The 25,468-nt window shown below is 64.8% G+C and carries 19 protein-coding genes; 7 read left to right on the forward strand and 12 right to left on the reverse strand.

The genetic code is table 11. The annotated features are described in order from the left end of the window. Positions 1–11 precede the first annotated feature (11 nt). Together WMC41_RS15715 and WMC41_RS15720 are read left to right on the forward strand one after the other, a co-directional pair. Entirely contained in the window at positions 12–803 is a 792-nt protein-coding gene (locus WMC41_RS15715) for an ABC transporter permease (protein ID WP_244768453.1), read from the forward strand. Next, positions 803–1,486, forward strand: a complete 684-nt coding sequence (locus tag WMC41_RS15720; RefSeq protein ID WP_244768452.1) for an ABC transporter ATP-binding protein — start codon at positions 803–805, stop codon at positions 1,484–1,486. Before WMC41_RS15715 ends, WMC41_RS15720 begins: the two co-directional genes overlap by 1 nt. An 82-nt stretch (positions 1,487–1,568) precedes the next feature. On the opposite strand, the gene WMC41_RS15725 is transcribed toward WMC41_RS15720, so the two are convergent. From WMC41_RS15725 to WMC41_RS15755, 7 genes are all read right to left on the reverse strand, one after another. Then, entirely contained in the window at positions 1,569–2,981 is a 1,413-nt protein-coding gene (locus WMC41_RS15725) for a capsule biosynthesis protein (RefSeq protein ID WP_244768451.1), read from the reverse strand. Between the two features lie 176 nt (positions 2,982–3,157). After that, positions 3,158–5,185, reverse strand: coding sequence for a capsular polysaccharide biosynthesis protein (locus tag WMC41_RS15730; protein WP_432344584.1), 2,028 nt, complete (start codon positions 5,183–5,185; stop codon positions 3,158–3,160). A gap of 103 nt (positions 5,186–5,288) precedes the next feature. Further along, complete coding sequence (locus WMC41_RS15735; RefSeq protein ID WP_432344587.1) at positions 5,289–6,506, reverse strand: polysaccharide biosynthesis/export family protein; 1,218 nt, start codon at positions 6,504–6,506, stop codon at positions 5,289–5,291. 460 nt (positions 6,507–6,966) lie between these two features. After that, a complete protein-coding gene (locus WMC41_RS15740) occupies positions 6,967–10,050 on the reverse strand; it encodes an efflux RND transporter permease subunit (protein WP_244768448.1) in 3,084 nt (1,027 codons plus the stop codon). Beyond that, positions 10,047–11,120, reverse strand: coding sequence for an efflux RND transporter periplasmic adaptor subunit (locus tag WMC41_RS15745; RefSeq protein WP_432344590.1), 1,074 nt, complete (start codon positions 11,118–11,120; stop codon positions 10,047–10,049). Before WMC41_RS15745 ends, WMC41_RS15740 begins: the two co-directional genes overlap by 4 nt. Then, positions 11,117–12,202 carry an efflux RND transporter periplasmic adaptor subunit gene (locus WMC41_RS15750; protein ID WP_432344593.1) on the reverse strand — a complete coding sequence of 362 codons (1,086 nt, stop codon included), beginning with the start codon at positions 12,200–12,202 and terminating at the stop codon, positions 11,117–11,119. The genes WMC41_RS15745 and WMC41_RS15750 overlap by 4 nt, the downstream gene beginning before the upstream one ends. Positions 12,203–12,747: 545 nt before the next feature. Then, positions 12,748–15,066, reverse strand: a complete 2,319-nt coding sequence (locus WMC41_RS15755; protein ID WP_432344596.1) for a methyl-accepting chemotaxis protein — start codon at positions 15,064–15,066, stop codon at positions 12,748–12,750. A 348-nt stretch (positions 15,067–15,414) separates the two neighbouring features. Here WMC41_RS15755 and WMC41_RS15760 point away from each other — a divergent pair, with 348 nt between their 5' ends. Beyond that, positions 15,415–16,368, forward strand: a complete 954-nt coding sequence (locus WMC41_RS15760; RefSeq protein ID WP_432344599.1) for a ring-cleaving dioxygenase — start codon at positions 15,415–15,417, stop codon at positions 16,366–16,368. Between the two features lie 74 nt (positions 16,369–16,442). Next, positions 16,443–17,000: an NADPH-dependent FMN reductase gene (locus tag WMC41_RS15765; RefSeq protein ID WP_432344602.1), complete on the forward strand. Its 558-nt coding sequence runs from the start codon at positions 16,443–16,445 to the stop codon at positions 16,998–17,000. 48 nt (positions 17,001–17,048) lie between these two features. Here WMC41_RS15765 and WMC41_RS15770 read toward each other — a convergent pair whose 3' ends face one another. Together WMC41_RS15770 and WMC41_RS15775 are read right to left on the reverse strand one after the other, a co-directional pair. Beyond that, positions 17,049–18,605 (reverse strand): VOC family protein, encoded by a 1,557-nt coding sequence (locus tag WMC41_RS15770; RefSeq protein WP_432344605.1) that lies wholly within the window; start codon positions 18,603–18,605, stop codon positions 17,049–17,051. Positions 18,606–18,760: 155 nt separating this feature from the next. Further along, positions 18,761–18,979: a hypothetical protein gene (locus tag WMC41_RS15775; protein ID WP_272806300.1), complete on the reverse strand. Its 219-nt coding sequence runs from the start codon at positions 18,977–18,979 to the stop codon at positions 18,761–18,763. A 692-nt stretch (positions 18,980–19,671) separates the two neighbouring features. Here WMC41_RS15775 and WMC41_RS15780 point away from each other — a divergent pair. Continuing rightward, on the forward strand, positions 19,672–21,063 hold the full coding sequence (locus WMC41_RS15780) for an efflux transporter outer membrane subunit (protein ID WP_244768507.1): 1,392 nt from the start codon (positions 19,672–19,674) through the stop codon (positions 21,061–21,063). 113 nt (positions 21,064–21,176) lie between these two features. Here WMC41_RS15780 and WMC41_RS15785 read toward each other — a convergent pair whose 3' ends face one another. Then, positions 21,177–21,851, reverse strand: a complete 675-nt coding sequence (locus WMC41_RS15785; RefSeq protein ID WP_432344607.1) for a GntR family transcriptional regulator — start codon at positions 21,849–21,851, stop codon at positions 21,177–21,179. Positions 21,852–21,964: 113 nt separating this feature from the next. Between WMC41_RS15785 and WMC41_RS15790 the strand changes: the two genes are divergently transcribed. Next, positions 21,965–22,804, forward strand: a complete 840-nt coding sequence (locus WMC41_RS15790; RefSeq protein WP_272806302.1) for a fumarylacetoacetate hydrolase family protein — start codon at positions 21,965–21,967, stop codon at positions 22,802–22,804. Between the two features lie 62 nt (positions 22,805–22,866). On the opposite strand, the gene WMC41_RS15795 is transcribed toward WMC41_RS15790, so the two are convergent. Further along, entirely contained in the window at positions 22,867–23,028 is a 162-nt protein-coding gene (locus WMC41_RS15795) for a hypothetical protein (protein ID WP_244768438.1), read from the reverse strand. Between the two features lie 109 nt (positions 23,029–23,137). Next, positions 23,138–23,779, reverse strand: a complete 642-nt coding sequence (locus WMC41_RS15800) for a thermonuclease family protein (protein ID WP_432344612.1) — start codon at positions 23,777–23,779, stop codon at positions 23,138–23,140. A 313-nt stretch (positions 23,780–24,092) separates the two neighbouring features. Here WMC41_RS15800 and WMC41_RS15805 point away from each other — a divergent pair, with 313 nt between their 5' ends. Continuing rightward, positions 24,093–24,839, forward strand: coding sequence for a sulfotransferase family 2 domain-containing protein (locus WMC41_RS15805; RefSeq protein ID WP_432344615.1), 747 nt, complete (start codon positions 24,093–24,095; stop codon positions 24,837–24,839). The last annotated feature ends 629 nt before the right edge of the window (positions 24,840–25,468 follow it).

The raw sequence follows: 25,468 nt of genomic DNA on the forward strand, positions 1-25,468 counted from the left end.
AGAGTGGCGGAATGGCTCTGCTCGCTGAAAAACCCCTAAGCTATGCGCTGCGCGAAAACGCGCGGGTCATTTCCGCGCTCGTCGTACGCAGCGCGGTAACGCGTTTCGGGGAAAGCCGGCTGGGCTTCATCTGGATCCTCATCGAGCCCGCCGCCTATGTCGGCATCTTTCTTCTGATCCACACCCAGTTGAAGGCCCATGTCCCCTTCGGCGACAATGCGCTGCTGTTCATCCTGGCCGGTGTCTTCGGCTTCCGCATGACGCGCGGCATATCGCGCAAGACGGAGCGCGCCATCATCAGCAACCAGCCGATGCTGACCTATCCGCTGGTCAGGCCGCTCGATACGCTGGTGGCGACGTTCCTGCTGGAGACGACGATCTGGCTGATCATCTGCAGCCTGTTCATGGTCGGGCTTGCGATCTCGCTCGACCGTGACGTCATCGTCTATCCCGGCGAATTCGCCGAGGGCATGGCCGCGATCCTCTACTTCGCCTTCTCCTTCGCCGCGTTCAACGCGACGATGAGCGCGCTCGTGCCGCGCTACGATACCTTCCTCAGCATGCTGAGCATGCCGCTGATGCTGTTGTCCGGCGTCTTCTTCATGCCGGCGGAAATGCCGCCCGGCTTCCAGGCCGTGCTGTGGTGGAACCCGTTCCTGCACTGCGTCGAATGGTTCCGCACCTCGACCTATCTCGATTATCACGCGCTGCTGAGCAAGTCTTATCTGCTCGGGCTTTCCACCGCGCTGCTCACGGCCGCGCTCGTGCTGGAACGCCTCTTCCGCCGAAAGATCATAGACTGATGATCATCTTCGACAATGTCAGCAAGGCCTTCCCTCGCCCCGGCGGCGGCAAGAAGGTCATTCTGGACCGGTTCACGGCCGCCTTCCGGCCCGGCACCAATATCGGCATTCTCGGCCGCAACGGCGCCGGCAAGTCCACGCTGATGAGCCTGATCTCCGGCGCGGACATGCCCGATTCCGGACGCATCCTGCGCGAGGGCAAGATCTCCTGGCCGCTGGGCTTCAGGGGCGGCGTGCACAGCAAGCTGACGGGCGCGCAGAACACCCGCTTCATCGCCGACATCTACGGCAAGAACCGCAACAAGGTTCTGGATTTCGTCGCCGATTTCTCCGAGCTCGGCCCCTATCTCGACATGCCGGTGAAGACCTATTCGGCGGGCATGAAGGCGCGCCTCTCCTTCGGCATCTGCATGGCGATCGGCTTCGAATACTACCTGATCGACGAGGTGATCGCCGTCGGGGATTCCACCTTCAAGCAGAAGTGCAAGGACGTCTTCGACGAGCGGCGCGAGAACGCCACCCTGCTGCTCGTCTCCCACTCTTCCGGCCTGTTGCGCTCGTTCTGCGACATCGGCGGCGTCATGAACAACGGCCAGCTCACCTTCTACAACGACATCGAGGAAGCGATCGAGGTGCACGAGGAAATCCTTCGCACCTCCGCCAGCCAGCGCCGGTCCGCCTGATCCCCTAAAGTACGGGCAGTGGCCCACGCGCGCCCTCGGGGCGCACGATTATCCTAGCCGTCCTGAAAGCGGCGTGCCGCCCTTACTGCGACTGCGCCAGCAGCGGCATGACGTTGGACACGTCGGGCAGTTCCACCACGCGGCCCGCAGCATCCATGGCCCGGAGCTTTTCCAGCAGCGAATTCACCGCGATCTCGATGCCCTCATAGGCGTAGTAGTCGCCGGGATGCAGGCATTCCCGGGCAATCCAGTTCAGGTAGTCGCGCCGCTGCGCCGTCGGTGCGACATGGCCGGACGACCAGAAACTATCCAGCTCTATACCCTTGTTGACGCAGAAGGCGAGCGAGGGATGCCGGTAGAAGGCCTGGCCGAGAACGGCAAGCGGAATGCCGTGCTGGAGCGCCGAGAGGCCGGAGGTGCTGTTGATCGTCACCATGCCCGCGGCATGCCGCGTCATCAGGCCCAGCGAACCGCTGTCGAGGATGTGGATGCGCTCGGAGACATTGTTGAGCACGCCGACCTGGCGGATGAACTGCTTGTCCTGGCTGTGCCCGCGCTCCATGGGATGGATCTTGAACACCAGCTGGTGCGTCGGCGGCGCGTTTCGCGCGAAGGAAACGATGGTCTTCAGAATGAGCTTCTGATTGTTCCAGCCGCTCGCGGCCGCGCCGAGCTGGCTGTCGTCGTGCACCTGCAGCGGCACGATGTAGTACTTCTTGTCATGGTGCTCGAGCAGCCGCTCCATGGTGCGGTAATTGCTGCCGAGATTGCGGAACTTCCGGTAGTAGTTCTTGATCCAGTAGAAGGCCTCGGGTGCCAGCGAACGCTTGTGCTTGTGGAAGAGCTTGCGTTCGCTCAGCGTCGAAAAGACGCCGCGCACCGAAAAATAGATGAAGGCATAGGTCGCCATGGCACCGAAGGACGACGGGAAATTCGTCCCGCGCGGCCGCTCCCGGCGCTTCTCCTCGTCGTTGCCGGAAGGCAGAAGACCCGCGAGCGGCGAGCGCCAGTTGTTGCCGCCGACCTCCATCGTCACGAAGCCGGGGCGGATATATCCCTCCTCCAGGCTGAGGACGGGAATGTTGAGCGTGGCACATTGCTCGATCGCGATCTTGTGGACCTCGCGCTCGCAGCCGAAGAGCACGACATGGTCGAAGCCATGTTCGCCGACGATTTCGGTGAACCAGTCCCGCCAGACATCGGCCGTGCCGGAGAAATGCAGGATCTTGCCGCCCCGGGCAAAAAGCCGGTCGCCGGCGTTGAAACAGATGCGCCAGGCATCGAAACCGCTGTCATTGAGCAGCGCCTGGGCCTTGCGGAAGAAAGGACCGACCGGCCCCTGCAGAAAAAGCACGCGCGGCGCGCTCTTGGAGGGGAACCGCTTGGAAAGCTTGCGGCGCAACGCCAGATTGATCAGCCGGGACCCACGCGCGGAAGCGGCGCCTTCGGCGTCGGAGCGACCCGCCTTCAAATCGGTATCATGCTGTACGCTCATGACAGGTCGGCTCAACTCAAATTATGCTGCTGGATGGAATGGTATTCGCACAAAGGCGCCGTTTTAGCAACCGCATCTGCCATACTCCCCGATTTTGTCGCCGATCCCCCGGCATACGAATGACCGCTGCGCTCAAGATGGCGACTCGGCCCCGTTCCCATTTTTCTGGCCGCCTTTTACCGCAACCGCGAGTCGCGAAGCAACACCCCAACACGGTTGATTTGTTGCGCCGCACACAAAAAGACCTTCCGTCCGACTCCGGGCGATTTCATGGCGGTACCCGAAATTTCCTCAACCAAATCCTCCGGCCGACACGGTAAGCCACTGAGGGGATGGATATAAAGCGGATAGCAGATGAGACTTGCGGCCACCAGCGACTCAAGGTCGATGCGGCGCACACGGCGTGGAATGGGCAGGCGATCGTCCGTCAGGCCCCAGCCGGCATAGAACGGTGCCCCATGCACGCCGACGGCCTTGCCGCGCAACAACGCCTCGAAGCCGGCCAGCGAGGTCATCGTCTCGACCCGGTCGGCCCAGCCGATCCATTGCAGGATGTCGCCGCTGCGAACGATGAGATCGGCCTCCTGCGGCTCAACGCCGCCGTCGCGCACGCCGGACACGACGTCCGGATGCGCCTTGTAGACGATGAAGGCATCGGGAAAGAGCGCCCGCACAGCGCGCACGAGATCGGCATTGGAGCGCACCGCGGGGGAGCCGTAGCGAATGGAGGCGTCCTTCTCCACCTGCCCCGGCACCAGGATCTTCATCCGCCCGTCGGCAACCGCCGGCAGGTCGGCAGCCGTCCCGAGATTGTACTTGGACACGCCGCGCTCGACCAGCAGGCGCACGAGATCGCGCGCCCGCCGCCGCAGCCCCTCGTCGACCGTGCCATGCGCGATCAGCGCCTCCAGCCGGCTTTCACCCCGCGCGTCGTAATAGACATGCGCCCCGTCGAGCGCGACCGAGGACGGCATGGCGAGGTTGACACCCAGCCCGCGGGAGCGGATGAACCCGTCTTCGAGACGCATCGCCGGCACGTCGGCCGGCATCGCCGCATCGCTTCCCCAGAGCGCGACGACGCCGTTCGCCGCGCGTGCCGCCGCCGCCGCGGCCTCGAGCGAGCGGGCATGAACCGGATCGCCTGCCATGCCCTTCAGGAAGGGGGTCATGGCCCTGCGCTTCCACGGCGAGAAGCCGGCGGTGAACACCTTGCGCTCGATGCGCGCACGCTGGTCGCGCACCGTGATCGCCTGTTCCACCGCCCGTTCCGGCGTGCAAGGCGCACGCGTGTGCAGGTCGAGGTAATGCGAATAGTCGATATAGGCCGCGTGGAAAATCCGTTCGAGCGAGGCCGGCGGGCGGGCGGGCGACAGGCGCCCATGGTCGACGGTGAGGCCGCGGCCGGAATAATAGGTCGTCCCGAAACAATGGACGGGCCGCGCCGCCATCAGCGCCTCGAAGCCGAGCTGGCTCGACACCGTATAGACGCAGTCGGCCTCCTCCAGCAGCGGCCAGGGATTCATGCGCGCGGGCACCACGATCTCGGCCCCGATAGCGTTTGCCGCCTGCCGCAAGAGGCTGCGGTCGCCCGCCGCCGGATGGGTGCGCACGACCAACGTCTTCCCCGGATGGTGGGCGACCGCATGTTCCAGCATGGCGCGGAAGCTTGACGCGCTCGCCCCGGCCCCGGCAATGGAGGCATCGCCGGCCACCTGATCGACAAGCAGGACGAAAGGCCGGCCGTGCGGCACGCCAGCCGCCATCGGCGTCATCACCGGGCTATTGTTGTATTTCGACAGGCGCGCGCCGCGCAGTTGCGCCATCAGCCGGCCGGCGCGGCCGAGCGCGGCGGCATCTGTCACCGGTTGCGACAGCAGCCGGTCGAGATCGCTCGGCTGGAGTGCATCGAAATAGATGCCCTCCCGGTCGATCACATAGGAATGGCTCGGTTCCCCCCGCCCCGCCGCAAAGCCGCGCAGGAACCCGTCCTCAAGGGTGATGGCCTCCTTGCCGCCGCGTGCCGCAAGGCGCACAGCGCGACGGCCGGACGACCGGCGCCCCCAGCCGATGAACCCGTCGATCCGGCCGGGCAGCGCGAAGGGCCAGGCGACAATCTCGGCATCGAGCAGACGCGCGATATCCGCCCGTTGCTGCCAGAGACCGAAGGAAAGAAGCGCATAGGTTTTGCGTGCCTGGCCGGCCATGCAGTCCTCGAGAGCAATTCCGGCAGGCCCGCGCGCCGTCTGCCGCCGGCAGACCGGCCGCGAGTGGCGCCGGCATCACCGCGTCAAGCGGACCAGGGACCTGTCAGAGCAGGTCCGCGGTGCGCTGGATGTTGTAGGCCGCGCTCGCCCCGCTGGAAACGATCGTCAGGAACTTCGCAAGGTCCGTCGCCATATGACGCGCCAGATAGACCACGTCCTTGTTCCGCACCGGGAAAGTCTGCGCCACGATATAGCTCTGCGTCGCCGCCAGATCGAGCCGGTAGACGATCGGATAGCGTCCCTCCCCGTCCGGCATCATGCCGCGCGCGATCAGGTCGCGGAACCGGTCGTCGCCGACGACGCTGCGGTAGACGCCCTCGTCCTCGTAGCGGAAGACGAAATAGCCCTTCGGGTCCGCCGTCGCCACATTGCCGCCGCCGGCCAGCGCCGCCGCCTCCACCAGGCTCAGCCTGGCCGCGTTGAACGGGATCTTGCCCGTCTTGCCCGTCTGGCCGAGCGCCGCGAAGGTCTGCGGGTCGTAGCTCACATAGATCTGGTCGTCCGGCTTGACGTAGATGTCGTCCTTCGGATTGTCGATCAGCGACTGCAGCAGCACGCTGCGCGTCCGGCCGTCGCGCTTCAGGCTCACATAGGTGTCGTAGGGCGGCTTGGACGCGCCGCCGGCAAGGGCGATCACCTCGCTGAGATGCTGCCCGCTCAGCCCGAGCGGCAGGATGCCAGACCGGTTCACGTCGCCCTGGATCGACACCGTGCGCGAGGCATTGGTCGCCAGCGAGACGATGACGTCCGGCTCCACCGCCTTGGCCTTCAGCGCATCGACGATCGTCGCGCGGGCCGAATCGATCGTCATGCCGGCAAAGCGCACAGAGCCGACATAGGGGATCTGGCCATGGCCGTCCGGCTGCACGACGACGGGGATCGACGTCGATTTGCGCTCGGTGGTGGAGAACAGGCCATCCGGGCCCGCCTCGAAGATCGTGACCTCCAGCCGGTCGCCGACGCCGATGACCGGCGTGCCGCCTCCGCCGCCGAAGCCGAAGGTGCTGGAAAGACCGGGCCGCTTGCCCGCGCTGACGCGGCCGGCGACGCGCTGGTCGATGCTCACGACGTCGAAGACCAGCTTGGTCTGGGGAATGTCGTAGGACCTGCCGTCCGCGCCGGCCGAGAGGACCTCGTGGGTCAGCGGCCCGTCGCTCGGAACCATGCAGCCGGCCAGCGTCAACAGGGTGCCCGCCGCAAGAACCCGCGCCCATGCGCTCGAAAGCCTGCGCGGCCTGCCCCCATCTTCAATTGCGATCATCACGTAGCATTTCCCTTCGACCATGCCGCACAAGGCATGGGGCAAAAGCCGGTCGCCTGCTGCGACAAGGCGCCATAGGCATGCAGTTCCAATGTCTCGTCAAGTCCCATGACCAAACCTTGTCCCAAACCGGCACACCCCTGCGGCCCTCGCCGACACCATGGAGCAAGTTCCTTGCACATTCGTTACGCTCTGAAAAGCCGGCTGGCGCTTTGGCGTTGAAAATCAACTTTTTCCACCAGCTTTTTTCAGGGAGGGTGCGGCAAAAAGAACGCAACTTTCCTCCATCCGCCCCGCAACGAACGGGCCTGCGATCGCCCAGCCTGCCTACGCCTTGCCAAGACTCCAGCCCTCCGGAAGCGGCCTGTCGCTCAAAACGGCGGCGGGTGAGACGGGCAAAAATATGAGCCCTTTCCCTGCGCCTGCGCGGGGCGGTCCCGCCGCGCAGGCCCGGCCGGCGTCACGCCGCCTCGATCGGCTCGGGCGCCGGCGCCGCCTCTTCCGCTTCTTCCGGCTTGATGCGGAACCAGGCGATATAGAGCGCCGGCAGGAAGAGCAGGGTCAGCACCGTGCCGACGATGATGCCGCCCATCATGGCATAGGCCATCGGCCCCCAGAACACCTCGCGGGAAATGGGGATGAGCGCGAGGCTGGCCGCCGCCGCCGTCAGCATGATCGGCCGCATGCGGTGTTCCGTCGCCTCGCGCACGGCCGTCCAGGCATGCATGCCCTCGCGCCTCAGGTCCTCGATCTGCACGACGAGGATGACCGAGTTGCGGATGAGGATGCCGATCAGCGCCAGCACGCCGAGAATGGCGACGAAGCCGAGCGGCGCCCCGCTGCCGAGCAGCGCGATGACCACCCCGATGAGCGCCAGCGGCGCCACGGCAAAGACGAGGAAGAGCCGCGAGAAACTCTGGAGCTGGAGCATCAGGATCGTCGCCATGGCAAACAGCATGAGCGGCACGACCGCGACGATCGGCGCCTGGCTGTCGGCGCTTTCCTCCACCGTGCCGCCGACCGCGACCTCGTAGCCGGAAGGCATCTGCGCCTGGAAGGCGGCAACGTCCTTTTCCAGCTGCGAGACGATCGTCGCCGGCTGCACGCCGCCGGTGATGCTGGCCTTGACGGTGATGGTCGGCTGGCGCGAGCGGCGCCAGACGACCGGCTGCTCCATCTCGTAGCGGAAGTTCGCCACCGCGGCGAGCGGCACGGAGGTGCCGTTGGCCGTCGGCAGCTGGAGCTGGCGCAGCGTCTCGATGGATTCGCGCTCGGCGGCCCGCGCCCGGCCGATGACGTCGATCAGGTAGACGTCGTCGCGGATCTGGGTGACGGTCGTGCCGCCGACGACGCCGTTCAGGGCGGAGGCGATGTCCTGCGAGGTGACGCCGAGCTGGCGGGCCTTGTCCTGCAGCACGTCGACTTTCACCACGCGGGCCGGCTCGTTCCAATCGTAGACGACATCCCCGAGCCGGGTGTCCTTGCCGATGAGTTCGCCGAAGGCGAGCGCCTGCTTGCGCACCTCCTGGATATCCGGGCCGCTGACGCGGTACTGGATCGGCCGGCCGACCGGCGGGCCGATGTCGAGCAGCTTCACCAGCGCATCCGTGCCGACGAAGGTCTCGCGGAGATAGGCCTGGAGATCGGCCCTGAGGCGGTCGCGCGCCTCCAGGTCCTTGCTGACGATGACGGTCTGGCCGAAGGCGGGCGACGGCGGCTGCACGTCGAAGGACAGGAGGAAGCGCACCGCGCCCTGCCCGACATAGGAGGACCAGCGCTCGATATCCGGGTTGCCCTTGAGCTTCTCCTCTTCCAGCCTGGCGATCTGCGCATTGGTCTCGGCGATCGAGGCATTCTGCGGCAGCGACCAGTCGATGATGAGCTCCGGTCGGTCCGAAGACGGGAAGAACTGTTCCTGCACGAAACGCATGGCGAAGACCGATACGCCGAAGACCAGCACGGTCGCGACGATGGTCGTCCATTTCCAATGCATGCAGACATCGAGCAGGCGCGCGAAGCTGCGGGCGAACCAGCCTTTTTCCTCGTGATGCTTCTTCATCGTCTTCGGCAGGATCGTCACGCCGAGCAGCGGCGCGAAGATGACCGCGACGACCCACGAGACGACGAGCGAGATGGCGATGACGACGAAGAGGCTGAAGGTGAACTCGCCGGCCGCGCTGTTGTTGAGGCCGATCGGGATGAAACCCGCCACCGTTACCAGCGTGCCGGTGAGCATGGGGAAGGCGGTGGACGTATAGACATAGGTCGCCGCTTTCCTGAGCGAATCGCCCATTTCCAGCCGCGCCACCATCATCTCGACGGCGATCATCGCGTCGTCGACGAGTAGGCCGAGCGCGATGATGAGCGCGCCGAGCGAGATGCGTTGCAGCGATATGCCGTCGTAGTACATGAAGACGAAGGTGATCGCGAGCGTCAGCGGGATCGACAGCGCCACGACGAGGCCGGCGCGGATGCCGAGGCTGACGAAACTGACCGCAAGCACGATGACGACGGCCTCGAACAGCGCCCGCGTGAAGCCCGACACCGCCTCCTCGACCACCTTCGGCTGGTCGGAGACAAGGTGCACGTCGACGCCGACCGGCAGTTCATGGGAAAGCAGCTCGATCTCCCTTTCCACCGCCGCGCCGAATTCGAGAAGGTTCGAGCCCTGCTTCATGCCGATGGCAAGGCCTATGGCCTGTTCGCCGTTGAAGCGGAACAGCGCCGATGGCGGGTCCTCGTAGCCGCGGGTGATCGTGGCGATATCGCTGAGGCGGAAGAAGCGGTTGTTGACGCGCAGGTTGACGTCGCGCAGGCTCGCCTCCGAGCTGAACTGCCCGCCGACACGCACGCTGACGCGCTCGCCGCCGGCCTGCACCACGCCGGAGGGCGCCACGGCATTCTGCGCCTGCAGCGTGGACACCACCTGCTGGGTGGAAATGCCGAGCGCGGCAAGCTGGCGCGTCGAGAATTCGAGATAGATCACCTCGTCCTGCGCGCCGACGAGGTCGACCTTGCCGATATTGGGCACGGTGAGGATGCGCCGGCGGGCATCCTCGACATAATCGCGCAGCTGGCGCGGCGAGAGGCCATCGGCGGTGAAGGCGTAGATATTGCCGAAAACATCGCCGAAACGATCGTTGAAGGCCGGGCCGACGACGCCGGACGGAAACTCGCCCCTGATGTCGTTGATCATGTTGCGCACGGTCACCCAGGTGGGGGCGACGTCTCGCGCGCGGGTCGTCGGCTTCAAGTTGACGAAGATCAGCGTCTGGCCGGGCGTCGTGATGCTGCGGGTGAAATCGAGCGATTCCAGCTCCTCCAGCTTGCGCTCGATCCGCTCGGTCACCTGCAGCGTCGTCTCCTCCACGGAGGCGCCGGGCCAGGCGGCGCTGATCGTCATCGTCTTGATGGTGAAGGAGGGATCCTCCTCGCGGCCGAGATTCTGGTAGGTGAAGAAACCGAGCAGCGCGAAGACGATCATGAAGTACCAGACGAGCGATGCGTGATCGAGCGCCCAGTCCGAAAGGTTGAACTTCTTCATAGGCCTGCCTCGTCTTCAACCTTGATTTTCTGGCCCTCTTCGAGGCTGTTCACCCCGGCGGTGGCGATGCGGTCGCCGGCTTTCAGCCCGCCCGCGACCTGAAGGGCGCGGCCCACGGCGGGACCCGTCTCGATCGGCACCAGATGCACCTCGCCCTTCTCCCCATCGACCCGCCAGACATGCGGCTTGCCATCCTTCTGAAGCACGGCGGTCTGCGGGATCATGATGGCGGTGAGGTCCGGCCCCTCGAGCTCTGCGGTGATGGTCGTGCCGAGGCGGACCGTATCCGGCGGGTTTTCCAGCGCGATCTTCACCCGCCGCGTGCGCGTGGCGGCATCGGCCGACGGCGCGACCTCGCGCACCGCGCCCTTCACCGTGACGTCGGGATTGATCTGCAGGGACACGGTGAAGCGGCTGCCGAGCGCGATGGCCTCCGCCGTCTCCGGAATGTCGACCACGGCATCGCGCTCGTCGGGCCGCGCAACCGTGACGATCGCCTCGCCGGGCGAGACGGTCTGCCCCACCTCGGCGCCGGTGGCCACGACGACACCGTCGAATTCGGCGAGGATGCGCGTATAGGAAAGCTGTTCCTCCGCCTTGACGAGCGCCGTCTTCGCCCGCGTCAGGCCGGCATCGGCCGCCTCGCGCGATTGCTCGGCGCTCTCGACGGCGGCCCTTGCCGCGGCGTTCGACTGGAGCAGCGTCTTCTGCCGCTCCTCCGTGGCGATCGCGCTCGAAAGCGTTGCCTCGGCGCTGGAAAGCTCGGCCCGGGCCGAGCGCACGGCCAGCTCATAGGCCGTCGCATCGAGCACGGCGAGCTCGTCGCCCTTCTTCACGAGATCACCGACATGGACGGTGCGCGAGACGAGGCGGCCGGAAACGCGCGAGCCGAGCGCGGCCTGCACCTTCGCCTGCACCGTGCCGGCAAAGCGCGTGCCGGGCAGCGCCGTCGGGGCGACCACCATGGAGAGGACCGGGCGCGGCGGCGCGGCGGCTTCCTCTTCCTTCTTGCAGCCGGCCAGCGCCGCGGCGGCGATGGCGACCGTTGCGAACAGGACGGGTCTTCTCATCGGGCGGTTCCTTCGATCGCGCTGACGGTCTGGCCGGGCCGGAGCAGCTTCGTGCCGTCGGCGACATAGGTCTCCCCCTCCTCGATGCCGCCCGAAAGCAGCGCGGCGCCCGTCTCGAAGGAGAGCACCTCGACCGGGCGCAGGTCCACCGTGCTGTTCGCCTTGTCGACGATCCACAGCGCCGGCTTGCCGTCAAGGCCCGCCGACAGCGCCTGCCAGGGCACCACCGCCACCCGGCGCGGCGCCAACGCACCGACGCCGACGACCGAGGAGCCGAGCGTCATTTCCGGCGGCGTGCGGTCCATGGCGATCTTGACGCGCACCGTGCCGGTCTGCGCATCGATCGTCGGCGAGACCTCGCGCACATTGCCGGTCGTGCGCACCCTGTCGTCGCTGAGCAGGGTGACGACCACGCCGTCCTCCGCCGGCTGGGCGAAGAACAGCGATTCGTAGACATCGAAGACCGCGTCGCGCGGGCCGGTGTCGGCAATGGTGAACATGGTCTGCGCCGCCTGCGCCACCTGCCCCGTCTCGGCAAGGCGCACGGTGACGATGCCATCGGCGGGCGCGCGCAGTTCGGTATAGGACAGCACCTCCTTCGCCGTGTCGCGCTGGGCGATCGCCGCTTCGCGGGCGCTTTCCGCCGTGCGCAGCGCCGTTTCGGCGTCGTCGAAATCGCGGCGGGTGCTGATGCCGTCACTCAGCAGGGATTTCTGGCGGTCGAAATTGGCGCGGGCGAGCTTGAGCTGCGCTTCCGCCGCGCGCACCCCGGCTTCCGCCGCCTCGACATCGGCGTTCTGTTCCTCCGGATCGAGCCGCGCCAGCACCTGGCCTTCCTTGACCGCGCCGCCGACATCGACGAACCAGCCGGTGATGCGGCCCCCGACGCGGAAGGAAAGATCCGTCTCCACCCGCGCCACCACTTCCCCGGTTATGGTGACCGTCTGCTCGCGTTCTTCGAAATGCACGGCGGCGGTGTGCACCGGCCGCGCCGCGCTGTCGGCCCAAGCCGGCCAGGCGGCGGCAGAAAACGCCAACGCCGCCAGCAGAACCCCGCCTGCCCTGTTTCCCGCTGAGCTCATTGCCGTCTCCACCGTTGCAGAAAACCCATTTAGTGTGGGTCCTCATTATATCGCGAAGATCTGACTGGCAAGCCGCGTCCTTTGCGAGACGCGATCTTGCCGCGGGCGAGTGTGGCGGAGTCCTGCAAAAAAGCCAACCCGGGAAGATTACTTGATAGAGGAATATGATAAATCATATTTTTCAGCGCACTAACGGCAGCGGCCGTCCCCGCGCAGACAAGAAAGCCGCCGGCGGCCGCGAAACCTTTCCGGTTCCCACTGGGCTGCACGGCGGCTTTATCGGAGCGTCATTCGTTGGACGCTTCTCTTTCGGCCCCCTCTGGACCTGCAGAAGAGAAAGCAGAAAGCGTGCCAGATCGACAGGCGCACGAAATACAAAAATGATTTCATATTACTAAAGATACACCTAATTAAAATTCAGGGCGCACAGCCATGCCGGCATGGCCAATTTGTGTGCAACGCACAAACGTTGTGCGCCTTTTTCATCCAACAAAAAGGCGGCCCGTCCTATCGGGCCGCCTTTCGGGATGGTGCATCGGGAAGGCTCAGAATTCTTCCCAGTCCTGCGCCGCCGCATTGGCCGAAGCCGCCTGTCCGCCGCCGAAGGCGCGGGCCAGCGTGTTGCCGAGCGCCCGCGCGCCGGAGGCAGCCGGGCGATGCTCGGCAGCAGAGGCAACCACCGGGCGAACGGTCGTGCCGGTGCCGAGGCGGAACTGCGCGATCAGGCTGTTGAGTGCGGCGGCCTCGGTCGCCAGCGCATGGCTCGCCGCCGTCTGCTCCTCCACCATGGCCGCGTTCTTCTGCGTGCCCTGGTCGATGGAATTCACCGCCGCGCTGATCTCGTTGAGTCCCGTCGACTGCTCGCGCGCCGAGCGCACGATCGCCGCGACGTTCTGGTCGATCTCCTGCACCTGGTCGACGATCTCCGTCAGCGCCGAGCCCGTCTCCCCGACCAGCGCCACGCCGAGATGCACCTGTTCGCCCGACTTGGTGATGAGCGCCTTGATCTCCTTGGCGGCGTTGGCGGAGCGCTGGGCGAGCTCGCGCACTTCCTGCGCGACGACCGCAAAGCCCTTGCCCGCCTCGCCCGCCCGCGCCGCCTCGACGCCGGCATTCAGCGCCAGAAGGTTCGTCTGGAAGGCGATCTCGTCGATCACGCCGATGATGTTGGAGATTTCCCGCGAGGAATTCTCGATGCCGCTCATCGCATTCACGGCGCGCTGCACCACTTCGCCCGATTTTTCGGCGCCGAGGCGGGTCCGCTCGACGAGCTGGCCGGCATCCTCCGCCCGCTTCGTGGCGTCCTTGAGCGAGGTCGTGATCTCCTCCAGCGCCGCCGCGGTCTCCTCGACGGAAGCCGCCTGCTGCTCGGTGCGCTTGGCAAGATCGTCGGAGGCCGAGCGGATTTCCGCGGAACCGGCCTGGATGGCATTGGCGTTGCTGCCGACGGAGCGCAGCGCCGATTGCAGCTTTTCCACCGAGGCATTGAAATCGTGGCGGACGCGATCGAGCGAGCCGGCAAAGGCATGCTCGATGCGATGCGTCATGTCGCCGTCGGCGAGCTTCTGGAGGCCGTCGGCGAGCGCTTCGACGGCGATGCGTGTCTGGCGCTCGCGCTCGTCCGCTTCCTCGGCACGCTGGCGGCGCTCGTCTTCCGAAAGCGCGCGGTTCTGCTCCGCCTCGCCTTCGAGCCGGATCTTGGCGAGCGTGGCATCGCGCAGCACGGCAAGCGAACGGGCCATTTCGCCGATCTCGTCCTTGCGCTCGGATTCGCTGAGATCGACATCCGTGCGACCCTGCGCGATCTCGCTCGTCGCGACGATGACGGTTTCCAGACGCTTGCGGAAGCGGGCGGCAAGCAGCCAGCCGATGGCGATCATCAGGCCGGCCGCGATGGCGATCACGATGATCGAGGTGACGGCAAGCGCCGACAGATTGGCAAAGAGCACCGATTTCGGCACCGCGACCACCGTGTACCAGGTCGTGCCCGGCACCAGCGGCACGGGCACGGCGACCGCCATGGAGGTGAGGCCGTTGGCATCGGTGATTTCCATGGCCTTTTCCGGATTGGCGATCAACGCCTGCCAGGCCGCCGCGTCGAGGCCGGAATCGGCGAGCGCCTTGCCGAGCAAGGCCGAGTCCGGGTAGCTGACGATGCTGCCGCCCTGGCTGAGCAGCGCGACATAGCCCTCGCCGAGCGGCTTCAGCTTCGCCATGTCGGCGGCGAGCGCATCGAGCGCGATATCGACGCCGGTGACGCCCTTGAAGACGCCGTCGAAGGCGAGCGGCACCATGAAGGAGGTCATCAGCACGTTCTTGCCGCCGATGACATAGCTGTAGGGCTCCGTCAGCAGGTCCTTGCCCGTGGCTTTCGGCACCTGGTAGTAGTCGCCGGGGCCGGGCTTGTCGTAGTCGACGAGCGCGACCATGTCGACCTTGCCCTCGTTGCGGACGAAATAGGGAATGTAGCGGCCCGTGGCGTCGTGTCCGGGCTGGTTCACATAGTGCGCATCCTTGCCGTCGAAGGCATCCGGCTCCCAGCCGGTGCTGACGCCGAGCGCGAAGGGATTGTCGGCCATCAGGCGGTCGAAGATGCCGTTCATCGTCTCGCGGCTCGGGGCGTCCGTCGCCTTCACGGCATAGAGCGCCGAGCGCATGTTCCAGCTCAGCGCCTTGACCTGCGCAAAGTAGGTCTCCACCTCGCCGGCGCTCGCCTCCGCCGCGTTGACCATTTCCGAGATGGAACGCTCCTCCACGGCACGATAGGATAGAAAGAGCAGAACGCCCGCCGTCGCAACGGTCGTGGCAACGCCGGCCGCCACGATGGCGAGCATGTTTCGGGCAGTCGCAGTCTTCGGCAGCATGACGTCTCCTCCCATCCGCGCGGGAAAGTCCGCAGCGGCAGTCATCACAAATGGCGGAACATGCCGGCGGACGCGGCGAAACAGAGACGAAGTCATTTCGCAGGCCGGCAGCGTAAGCGAATGCTGGTTTATGAAAGGATAAAATTTGAACGAAGCGATCGAACCCGGCCTCGCCCGCCGGCCGGCAGGCGCGGCAATGGAGGTTGCCGTTCAGGATAAGTGAACGATCCGTTCGTCCGCCCCGATCTTCCGGCACCGCCCGCGAAGGGCGATATTCGCCTCAACGCAAGGCCTCGCAACGGGGCGGCACAGATATCCCGGACTGTCTCCGGGGAGAGGAGCTTCATCATGACCCTGCAGCTCACGGGCATCCACCATCTGACGGCGATCACCGCGAACGCGCCGGAGAACCTGCGCTTCTACACGCAGGTCCTCGGCCTGCGCCTCGTCAAGAAGACCGTCAACCAGGACGACACCAGCGCCTACCACCTCTTCTACGCCGACGGCCTCGCCTCGCCCGGCACGGACCTCACCTTCTTCGACTGGCCGGTCGGCCACGAGCGGCGCGGCACGCACAGCGTCTCGCGCACCGGCCTGCGCGTCGCCAGCCTTGCGACGCTCGAATGGTGGAAGGCCCGCTTCGGCGAGCTGAAGGTCAAAGCCGGCGAGATCCGTGATGTCGGCGGCCGCGCCAGCCTCGATTTCGAGGATGGCGAGGGGCAGCGTTTCCGCCTTGTCGCCGACGATGCCGGCGCGCCTGCCAATCCCTGGTCAAGAAGCCCGGTTCCGGCCGGGCACCAGATCAAGGGCCTCGGCCCCATAACGCTCAGCGTGCCGGATATCCGCAACACCGAAGCCGTGCTGGTCCAGGTGATGAACATGCGGGAGACCGCGACCTATCCCAATCCGGACGGCGCGGGCGATGTGCATGTCTTCTCGATGGGCGAAGGCGGCCCGGCGGCCGAACTGCATGTCGCCGTCGAACCGGACCTGCCGGTCGCCCACCAGGGTGCCGGCGCCGTGCACCACGTCGCCTTCCGCGCGCCGGACGAGGAAGCGCTGCATGCCTGGACGGAACGCCTGCGCGGCTTCCGCCTGCCCTCCAGCGGTGAGGTCGAGCGCTTCTACTTCCGCTCGCTCTATTTCCGCGAGCCGAACGGCATCCTGTTCGAGATCGCCACGGACGGCCCCGGTTTCGCCGTGGACGAGCCGCTTGAAACGCTGGGCGAGAGCCTTTCGCTGCCGCCCTTCCTCGAACCGCGCCGCGCGCAGATCGAGGCCCGGCTGAAGCCCCTGGTCTAGAACCGAAGAAACCCCGGCGTGACAAACCGTCCGCCGGGGTTTTTTATGCCCATGTTTTGGAAAGGAGAGTCGGGATGACGAAACTGGTGGCAATCTCGGGGAGCCTGCGCAAGGGTTCCTACAACACGGCGCTGCTGCGCGCCGCCCTCGCCATGGCGCCCGAAGGTGTGACGATCACCGAAGGCTCGATCCACGGCATTCCCCTTTATGACGCCGACGTGGAGGCAGAAGCGGGCCTTCCGGAAGCGGTGACACAGCTGAAGGACCTCGTGGCGGCGGCGGACGGCGTCGTTCTCTTCACGCCGGAATACAACAACGGCATTCCCGGCGTCTTCAAGAACGCCATCGACTGGATGAGCCGCCCCTCCTCCGACATTGCCCGCGTCTTCGGCGGCAAGCCCTTCGCCATCACCGGCGCCTCGCCCGGCAATTTCGGCACGATTCTGTCGCAGGAGGCCTGGCTGCCCGTCATGCGCACGCTCGGCACCGTGCCCTGGTTCGGCGCCAAGCTTCTGGTCTCGCGCGCCGGCAGCGTCATCGAGGACGGCCGGATCGCCGACGAGGCAACGCAAAAGAAGCTCGGTGATTTCATCGCCGGCTTCTCGGCCTTCGTGACGGAATACAAGCGATAAAAAGAAGGGGCGCGCCCTGCGACGCGCCCCTTTTCGTTTGCCCCGGCTTCAGCCGAGGATGCGTTCCCGGTAGGCCTTGGCGGCTTCCAGGTCCGCCGGGCCGATGTCGTGACCGGCGGCAAGCAGCCGGTTCTCGACCGATGCGCCGGCCGCCTTCAGATGTGCCTCGAGTTCGCCGGCATAGGCGCCGTAGGGATCCGACCGACCGGTGAGCATCAGCACGTTCGCCCCCGAAAGGTCCGCCTCCGGCACGGTTTCCAGCACGTTCATACCGCGCAGCAGTACCGCGTTGCGGATGATGCCGGGATGCAGCAGCATGATCGCGCCGATCATGTTCGCGCCGTTCGAATAGCCGACGAACAGCGTCCTGTCCGGGTCGAGCCCGTAGGCCGCGTTCGCCCTGTCCATGAAGGCCGCGAAGGCTTCCGCCTCTCCCGCAATGTCCCTCTGGTCGAAGGTCGTCACGGTCAGCCGGCGGAAGAAGCGCGGATAGCCCTCGTCGAGACTGCGGCCACGCGGGCTGAGCAGCACGGCATCGGGCGCGAGCTTCGTTCCGAAAGGCAGGAGGCTCGCCTCGTTGCCGCCGGTGCCGTGCAGGAGCACGACGGCGGTGCCATCATGGGTTTCCGGCCGGTGCACCCGGTGGATGAAGGGCAGGTCCCGCTCGCTCATGCGCTCTTCTCCCGGCAGGGAGAACTGGGGAAGCCGCGCCCGGACATCCTCCGGGTCGGCGCGAAAATGCCTGGGCACGAACAGTTTCTCGCCAAGCGCCTCCAGCGGTTCATCCACCGTCATGCCGGGGCCGTCCGTCGCATATTCGAGCAGCGCCCCACCGGGTTCGCGCACATAGAGCGAATAGAAGTACTTCCGGTCGTGCATGTTGGTCTCGCCCGCCCCTTCGCTGGCAAGCCGGTCGGCGAGCGCCTCCACGGCGGAGCGGTCCGGTGCGCGCAGCGCGACATGGTCGATCGTGCCGGTGCCGGGCGCGGACGTCCAGAAGCCGCTCGCATCGCGGATGTCGAGCACGTCGGCCGCTTCGCCCGAGAGCCGGGTAATGCCGTTCGCCGCCGCCACCGTCCGATAGCCGAAATGACCGGCGATGAAGGCTGCCGTCTCGGCCGGCTTCTCGGAGAAGATTGTCGCGCCGCGGATGCGCTGGACGGCATCGGCCGCCGCAATGTCCTTCGTGACATGGGGCGCCGGGCCGTCCACATCGGCCTCGCCGACGAGCTTGACGATGATGCCGTCCGGTTCCTTCAGCCGGAGCACGGGTTCGCCGAACTCCTGCGCCGGGCCGCTCGTCGCGATGTTCTGCGTCAGCGCGCGCGTCAGCCAGAAGCCGATCGCCTCCGGCTTGATGGCAAGGGCGATCTCGGCGGGCTGGCCGAGGCCGACGCGGCCGGGCGACCCGTCCTCCCAGGCAAGGAAGGTGACCAGCGAGCCGGGGCTGGCCGCCGCATCGCCATAGATGAGGTGAAGCTGGTCGGCGTCCTCGTAACCCGCCGTGCGCTTGACGAGGCGCAGGCCGAGAAAGCCCACGTAGAAATCGACGTTCGCCTGGATCTTCCGGGTAATCGCCGTGATATGATGGATGCCACTAACCATGGGGCACCTCCTTTCGCGGGCTACACAACCAGCATTCGGCGCCCCGCGCCAGCCGCCGCCCGGTGAATGCACTGTCCACAAAACGAAACCGGCCCCGCTGGCGGGCGGGGCCGGTGGATCCCGGTGCCAGGGACACCGGATCATCTGGATTGGGCTCAGGCGGCCGCGATACGGGCCGGCGACATCGCCCGCGTGGAGGCGGACGGATCGTTAAGGAGACGGCGGATCGCCACACGCGCCTCGTCTGCCGAGGAGAAGCGCTGGGAATCCAGATCCCACACGGAATATTTGACAGCCACGAACTTCAGCCGATCCTCATCGGGAACGACGACGCCGACGGCCTCACCACCGATTTCGATAACCTGCTTTTGCATAACAACTCCTGCCGCACCGAAGGCACAGCTCATTCAAATCTTGCGCTAAAATCGAAGAGGGACGTCAGATCACATTCGGCAGAGGGCCGTATGCGCTTTCCCTGTAATCGTTTCACGACAGGAGTACGCCACACGCACGGAGGCGATGCAGTTGATATCGTACATGACACACTCCCTCTTGTTGGCGCTGACGCTCTAAAATGGACGCGTCAGAGTGGACCGGGATAAAACGCATTCGGTCCTCATGCGATGCTCCAACACATAAGCGGCTCTTCCTTCCTTGTCAATGGAATCCGCAGAATTTTGGAATAAATTACTGCCGGATTTGTGTGACAATTCGAATCAGAAAATAATGTTCGCGCTCGCAGCATTTTTCAGGAAAATATGTCGCGAAGACGAGGATTCCGGGGAAATGCCGTGGCGCAACCTGATCGCGCAGCCACAACCACCCGCTTGCGCCTGACGAGCAAAGACGGGAGCCCTGGGCAAATGCTCCAGTTGCCCCGCGGACACACCTTCCGAATGAAGCGGGGAAAAAACGCTGTGGGACCATTCTTTTTTTAGGGGAAGGCTCGATCTTCCCTCCAAACATGAATAAAGAGTGAATCTCGATTTTGTTCTGTTAATAAGTACGCCACGAGCGCTGGCAGGGTAGGCCCATGAATTTCACCAGGACGCTTTTTCCGTTGAGCATGCTTCTCCTGTCCGGCTGCGTCGTCGGCCCCGACTATCAGAAGCCCGACACCGCCCTTCCTGCCAAGTTTTCCGAAAGCAAGGCCACGAGCGGCGAGAACGTGACGCTCAATCCGTGGTGGGAATCCTTCCGCGACAAGCGCCTCAACGATCTCGTCCATCAGGGCATGGCCGAAAACCTCACCGTGCTGCAGGCCCTGGAGCGCATCACGGCGGCCGAGGCGAATGTCATCGTCGCCGGCGCCGGCGCGCTGCCGAGCATCGGCGCTTCGGCGGAAGCCTCGGCAAGCGGCCAGGACGGCGACTACCTGCGCCGCACCTCGGGCCGCGATTCATCTTCCTCGAAGTCGCTGACTGCCGGTGCGAGCGCCTCCTGGCTGCTCGACTTCTTCGGCCAGTACCGCCGCTCGAAGGAAGCCGCCAACGCCTCGCTCGACGCCGCCTATGACGATGTCAACGTCGCGCGCCTCGCCTATCTCTCCGACCTCGTGTCGAGCTACGTCAATGCGCGCTACTACCAGGAAGCGCTGGCGCTCAACCGCAAGAACCTGGAATCGCGCCGCGAGACACTGAAGCTGACCAACGAGATCAAGGAGGCGGGCGCCGCCTCGAGCCTCGACGTGCTGCAGACCGAAGGCCTCGTCAACCAGACGCTGGCCGAGCTGCCCGCGCTTGAAACCGGCTTCCACCAGTCGGCGAACCATATCGCGACCCTGCTCGGCCTGCCGGCCAGCACGATCACCTCCAGCCTGATCAAGGGCGCGGCCCAGCCGATGCCGCGCTATGCGACGCGCACCGGCATTCCGGCGGACCTCATCCGCAACCGTCCGGACATCCGCGCGGCCGAGCGGCGCCTGCAGGCGGCAACCGCGCAGATCGGCGTGGCCGAGGCCGATCTCTATCCGAGCATCGAGCTCGGCGGCTCGATCGGCGCGACGCGCAACTTCACCAGCGCCGCCACCGGTAACCTGACGAGCTGGTCCTTCGGCCCGACGCTGTCGCTGCCGATCTTCAACGGCGGCTCGCTGAAGGCGCGGGTCAAGATCGCCCGTTCGGAAGCCGAGCAGCAATACCTGACCTGGAAGTCGACGGTTCTCAACGCCGTCGAGGAAGTGGAAAACGCACAGACGGCGCTGATCCGCGACGGCCAGACGGTCGCCGCGCTGCGCAAGGTCGTCAATTCCTACGAACAGACGCTGAACCTTGCCCGCGAAAGCTATCGCGGCGGCGCCAGCACCATCCTCGACGTGCTCGATGCCGAGCGCAACGTCGCCTCGGCCCGCCTGTCGCTCGCCTCCGCGATCCGCCAGCTCGCCCGCGACTACGTCGCCCTGAACGTGGCGATCGGCGGCGGTGCGGAAATCGGCTCGGCGACCGTCGCCAGCAAGTAAGGCGAAACGCTTCATCCAGGTCTTACCCGGTATCGAACGGGAGCGGCAGGCCTCGGCCTGCCGCTCCCGTCTTTATTCCGCTGTCCTGAACACGGGGCCGCACCAGAACGGTTCTAGACCGCAAAAAAGCCCTCGAGCGCCGCCGCGGTCCGGCCGTAATGGTCGCGCAATGCCGCGGCCGCGCCCTCGGCATCCCGCGCAAGCGCCAGTTCCATCAGCCGGCGATGCTCCCCCGCAACGTCCCGAGCGGTGCCGAGCAGGCTGACCGACAGGCGCCGATAGCGGTCGGCGCGCGAAAACAGCTTCTCGCAGATTTCCAGGAGGGCCGGCGAGCCGCAGGCCGAAATGAGCGCGGCATGGAAGGCGGCATGCCGCGCCTCCCAGTCCTCGCGCATCGCCGACGGGATATCCTCGCGCGCCTGCGGGATGCGCGCCATCAGGTGATGGGCGGCGATCACCCTTCCCTCCCAGTCGGCGTCCCCCCGCAGCACCGAAAACCGCAGCGCCTCCCCCTCGCAGAGCTGCCGCGTCGCCGTGATGTCGCGCAACTCCTCCAGCGACAGGCGCGCGACGCTGTAGCCGCGGTGGTCGTCCAGCACCGTGAACCCCTCCGCCGTCAGCCGCGCCAGCGCCTCGCGCACCGGCGTCACGCTCATGCCGCACAGCGCCTGGAGATCGGCAAAGCGCAGCCGGTCGCCGGGCTTGACCGCGCCCGTGCGGATCGCCTGCCGGATCGCCTCATAGGCGTCTCCCGCCAGGGTGCGCCCACCTACCTTCTTCTGCTCCATCACGCCTCGCCGAATTTATAAAAGTCGCAGGATTTTCGAAAATCATTGACTTGATGTAAAACCAAGGGAATGGTGCGCGCAACCGAAATCGGTGACATCCAACGGAGGTTCTCATGAAACTGGTGCGCTTTGGCGCGGCGGGCGCGGAAAAGCCCGGACTGATCGATGCGGACGGCAAGGTCCGCGACCTTTCCGGCCTGGTGCCGGATATTGCCGGCGACGTGCTCGGCCGCGAGGGCCTGAAGCGCCTTGCCGCCGTCGATCCGAAGAGCCTGCCGCTCGCGCCGGAAGGCAGCCGCTTCGGCGCCTGCGTCGGCCGCGTCGGCAATTTCATCGCCGTCGGCCTCAACTATGCGGACCATGCGGCCGAAAGCGGCATGGCCGTGCCGAGCGAGCCGGTGCTGTTCAACAAGGCCCCCTCATGCGTCGTCGGTCCCGACGATACGATCCTCATCCCCCGCGGTTCGGAAAAGACCGACTGGGAAGTGGAGCTTGCCGTCGTCATCGGCGAGCGCGCCTCCTATGTCTCGGAGGCCGATGCCCTCGACTATGTCGCCGGCTACTGCGTCTGCAACGACATTTCCGAACGCGCCTACCAGCTGGAGCGCGGCGGCCAGTGGACCAAGGGCAAGGGTTGCCCGACCTTCGGCCCGATCGGCCCCTGGCTGGTCACCACGGACGAGGTGGATACCGCCGATCTTGCCATGACGCTCAGCGTCAACGGCGAACTGGTGCAGAACGGCTCCTCGAGCACCATGGTCTTCAAGGTGCCCTTCCTCGTGCATTACATCTCGCAGTTCATGGCACTGGAGCCCGGCGACGTCATCACCACCGGCACGCCGCCCGGCGTCGGCATGGGCATGAAGCCGCCGCGTTACCTGAAGCCCGGCGACCGCATGGAAGTCTCCATTGCCGGCCTCGGCGTGCAGCGCCAGGTCGTCGCCGCAGGGTAAGTATTGTAGCGGATGGCCCAAAAGCGAGAGGGGCCTCAAGGGCCCCTCTTTCGTGTCGGCGATCAGTGCACCGTCGCGGGTGGGGCCTCGTCGCCGAGGATGCGGAAAGCTTCGTCCAGCGCCGCCACGAGGATGTCCGTCAGCTCATCCGCATCGTTTTCGAGGAGAAAGAGCGCGACCGTTGCATTGTCCGGATCGCTGTAGCGCTCGAGGTCGTTCGACATGTCATTGTCCCTTTCCAGCCGGCACCATCCCGGTTAACGGAAAGCATAGGGACGCAGGCTTGCGTCTGGCTTGTGCCGGAAAGGCACAGGTTGCGCAAGGCCGAATCCGTCAACCGCACCAGGATTGATGCTTGCCCGTCCAGGGCCTCGCAAGCCCTTCCGCGACCAGCCGCTGGCCGACCGACTGCCCGCCGCGCAGAACAAGATGCGGCGCCGCGCCAGCCTTGCCGGACGCCTCGCCCTTGGCCACCAGCGTGACATCGCCCTCGTTGAGGATCTCGCGCAGCCGGAGCTTCGCATCGCCCCCGCGCAGGCGCTCCGCATCGCAGCGCGCGCCGGCGATCGCCGGCGTGTCGACATCGGCAAGCCGCACCTTTCGGCCGGCATAGAGGATGGTGCTGCCGTCGAGCACGCAATAATCGGTCTGCGTCGTGCAGATGAACCATTTGCCCGAGAATGCCGGCAGCTTTTCCGGCATCGGCAGCGCCTGCTCCACGGCCTTTTCGGCCGGCCGCTGCTTCGGCCGCGCCAGCACCGCCTCGCGCTCGACCGTCTTTTCCTTGCGCTCGATCGAGGCCGTCTTGATCCCCGTCGCCGACGTTTCTGGCCCCGGCAGGCGGTTGTCCATGTAGAGAATGCCGCCGATCACCCCCGCGCCCAGCAAATACCAGTGCACCATGCCGCCGCGCCGCGTGGCCGCGGATCGCCGTGGTGCCGTTGTCTTTCTCCGCCTGCTCGTCTTCTTCGCCATACCCGGTCTCCTGGCCGGACAGTGCGACGATCTCATAAAGATATGGTTAGCAGGATATGAGGACGCCGCCCCGGCCTCGCTCAGGACCCCGGACAGCAACCGCAAGGCTCGCCAGCTCGCAGCACCGCCAGCCAAGTCTGCACCAGGAATATTCTACTAATCTAGTCAACTACGCAAAATTATCACAAGCTTTCTGGATACAGGGAACGATTCATACTACAGTTCTCCTGAATCAAGAAAGCGCCACGGGAAATTGCGCCTGACCATTCGCTTGAAAGAGCGAGCCGACATACTGAGTTTTGAGGAGACTGCCTTGGTCGTTACAGTGGATAAAATAAAAGTTGCTTATTTCCCCGTCCCAAAGGCAGCGAATACTTCAATGAAGCATCTCCTCCACAGCATCAAGACTGGAGAGGGATTTACAACCATCAAGGATGAGGCGACCGGGGCTATCCGGCATATTCATAAAGAGTATAAGACGCCCAAATTTTCGACGATCAATCCCGACGACTATCAGAAATTCTTCAGAATAGCGATCGTCCGAGACCCGGTGGACAGGGTAGTTTCCGCCTGGCGAAACAGGGTGATGCACCACAAGGAGTTGGAAGGCGAAAATATCGCCGAAAGGATGGCTTCTCTCGGTCTCAGAAAGACGCCAACACTTCAGGAATTCGTTGATAGACTTTCAGAATACAGAAACGTAAGCAAATCCATTTCGATTCATACAGACCCTCTTACAGATTTTCTTGGAAAAGATGAAAAATACTACAATCTCATTTTTAATATCTCCGATTCGCAACAGATAGAGGCTTTCTTTTCGACTCTCACAGGCGAGCAGAAAAAGCTCCCGCGCAAGCAAATGGGAGGACCACCGGCAGACAGAAGCGAATTGACGGGAGAACTGATAAAAAAGCTGGAAGAGATATACGGGGACGATTACAGGGTCTTCGGAAAATTTCTTTCAAACAAGACAGACATTGAAAAAGTTATTTACTTGGCAAGAAAACATAAGTCCTCTCTTAGAGGATTTTTTGGAAGATTGCGATTCTTATTGAAATAATCGGGGAAATACATTTTTTGAATCATCGCTAATATATGGCGGCATTCCGAAAAATACACATACCGCCATTGCGATTTTCGACGTGCATCCGCTTCCAAAAGGAATTTTTACCATGTCGTATCAAGCAACGCGCCAGCATGATTGACGGCGCATATACCACGGCGCAAGCGGAAGCTCAGATGTGCGGCGGTACTCTGCCCACAACCACCACATCATTCTACAATGTCCACCCACCGCTCCAAAGCTGCCGTGCTTTTCAGGCCATATCGGAAGAACCGACTACTCCGTAACCCTGCCCGGCAGAACTCGCGCTGGTCGCCACATCGACGTCCACGAAGAATGATGTCTCGTACCGCGAAATTGCATAAGAAGAATACGCTTGCCGGAAAGCAGAAAGCCGGCTGCTGGCGGAGGAAGCGCTCATATCAGACGCGATTCGTCTAAATATTTCAAACTATTAGAAATTCATAACATTCCAAGCTGCCAACAATACGTTTTCGCGTGCCACTTTCAACGCGACGGTAGAGTGCAGAGCACCATTTGATGTACCAGCGAACACCCATCGGCTACGCGGTGCATGGTGAAGTTGGCGTTCAGGCGCTCCTCGTCCCAGGCTGGGTACGGCCAAA

The organism is Shinella yambaruensis, assembly GCF_050859155.1.
Lineage (GTDB): Bacteria > Pseudomonadota > Alphaproteobacteria > Rhizobiales > Rhizobiaceae > Shinella > Shinella yambaruensis.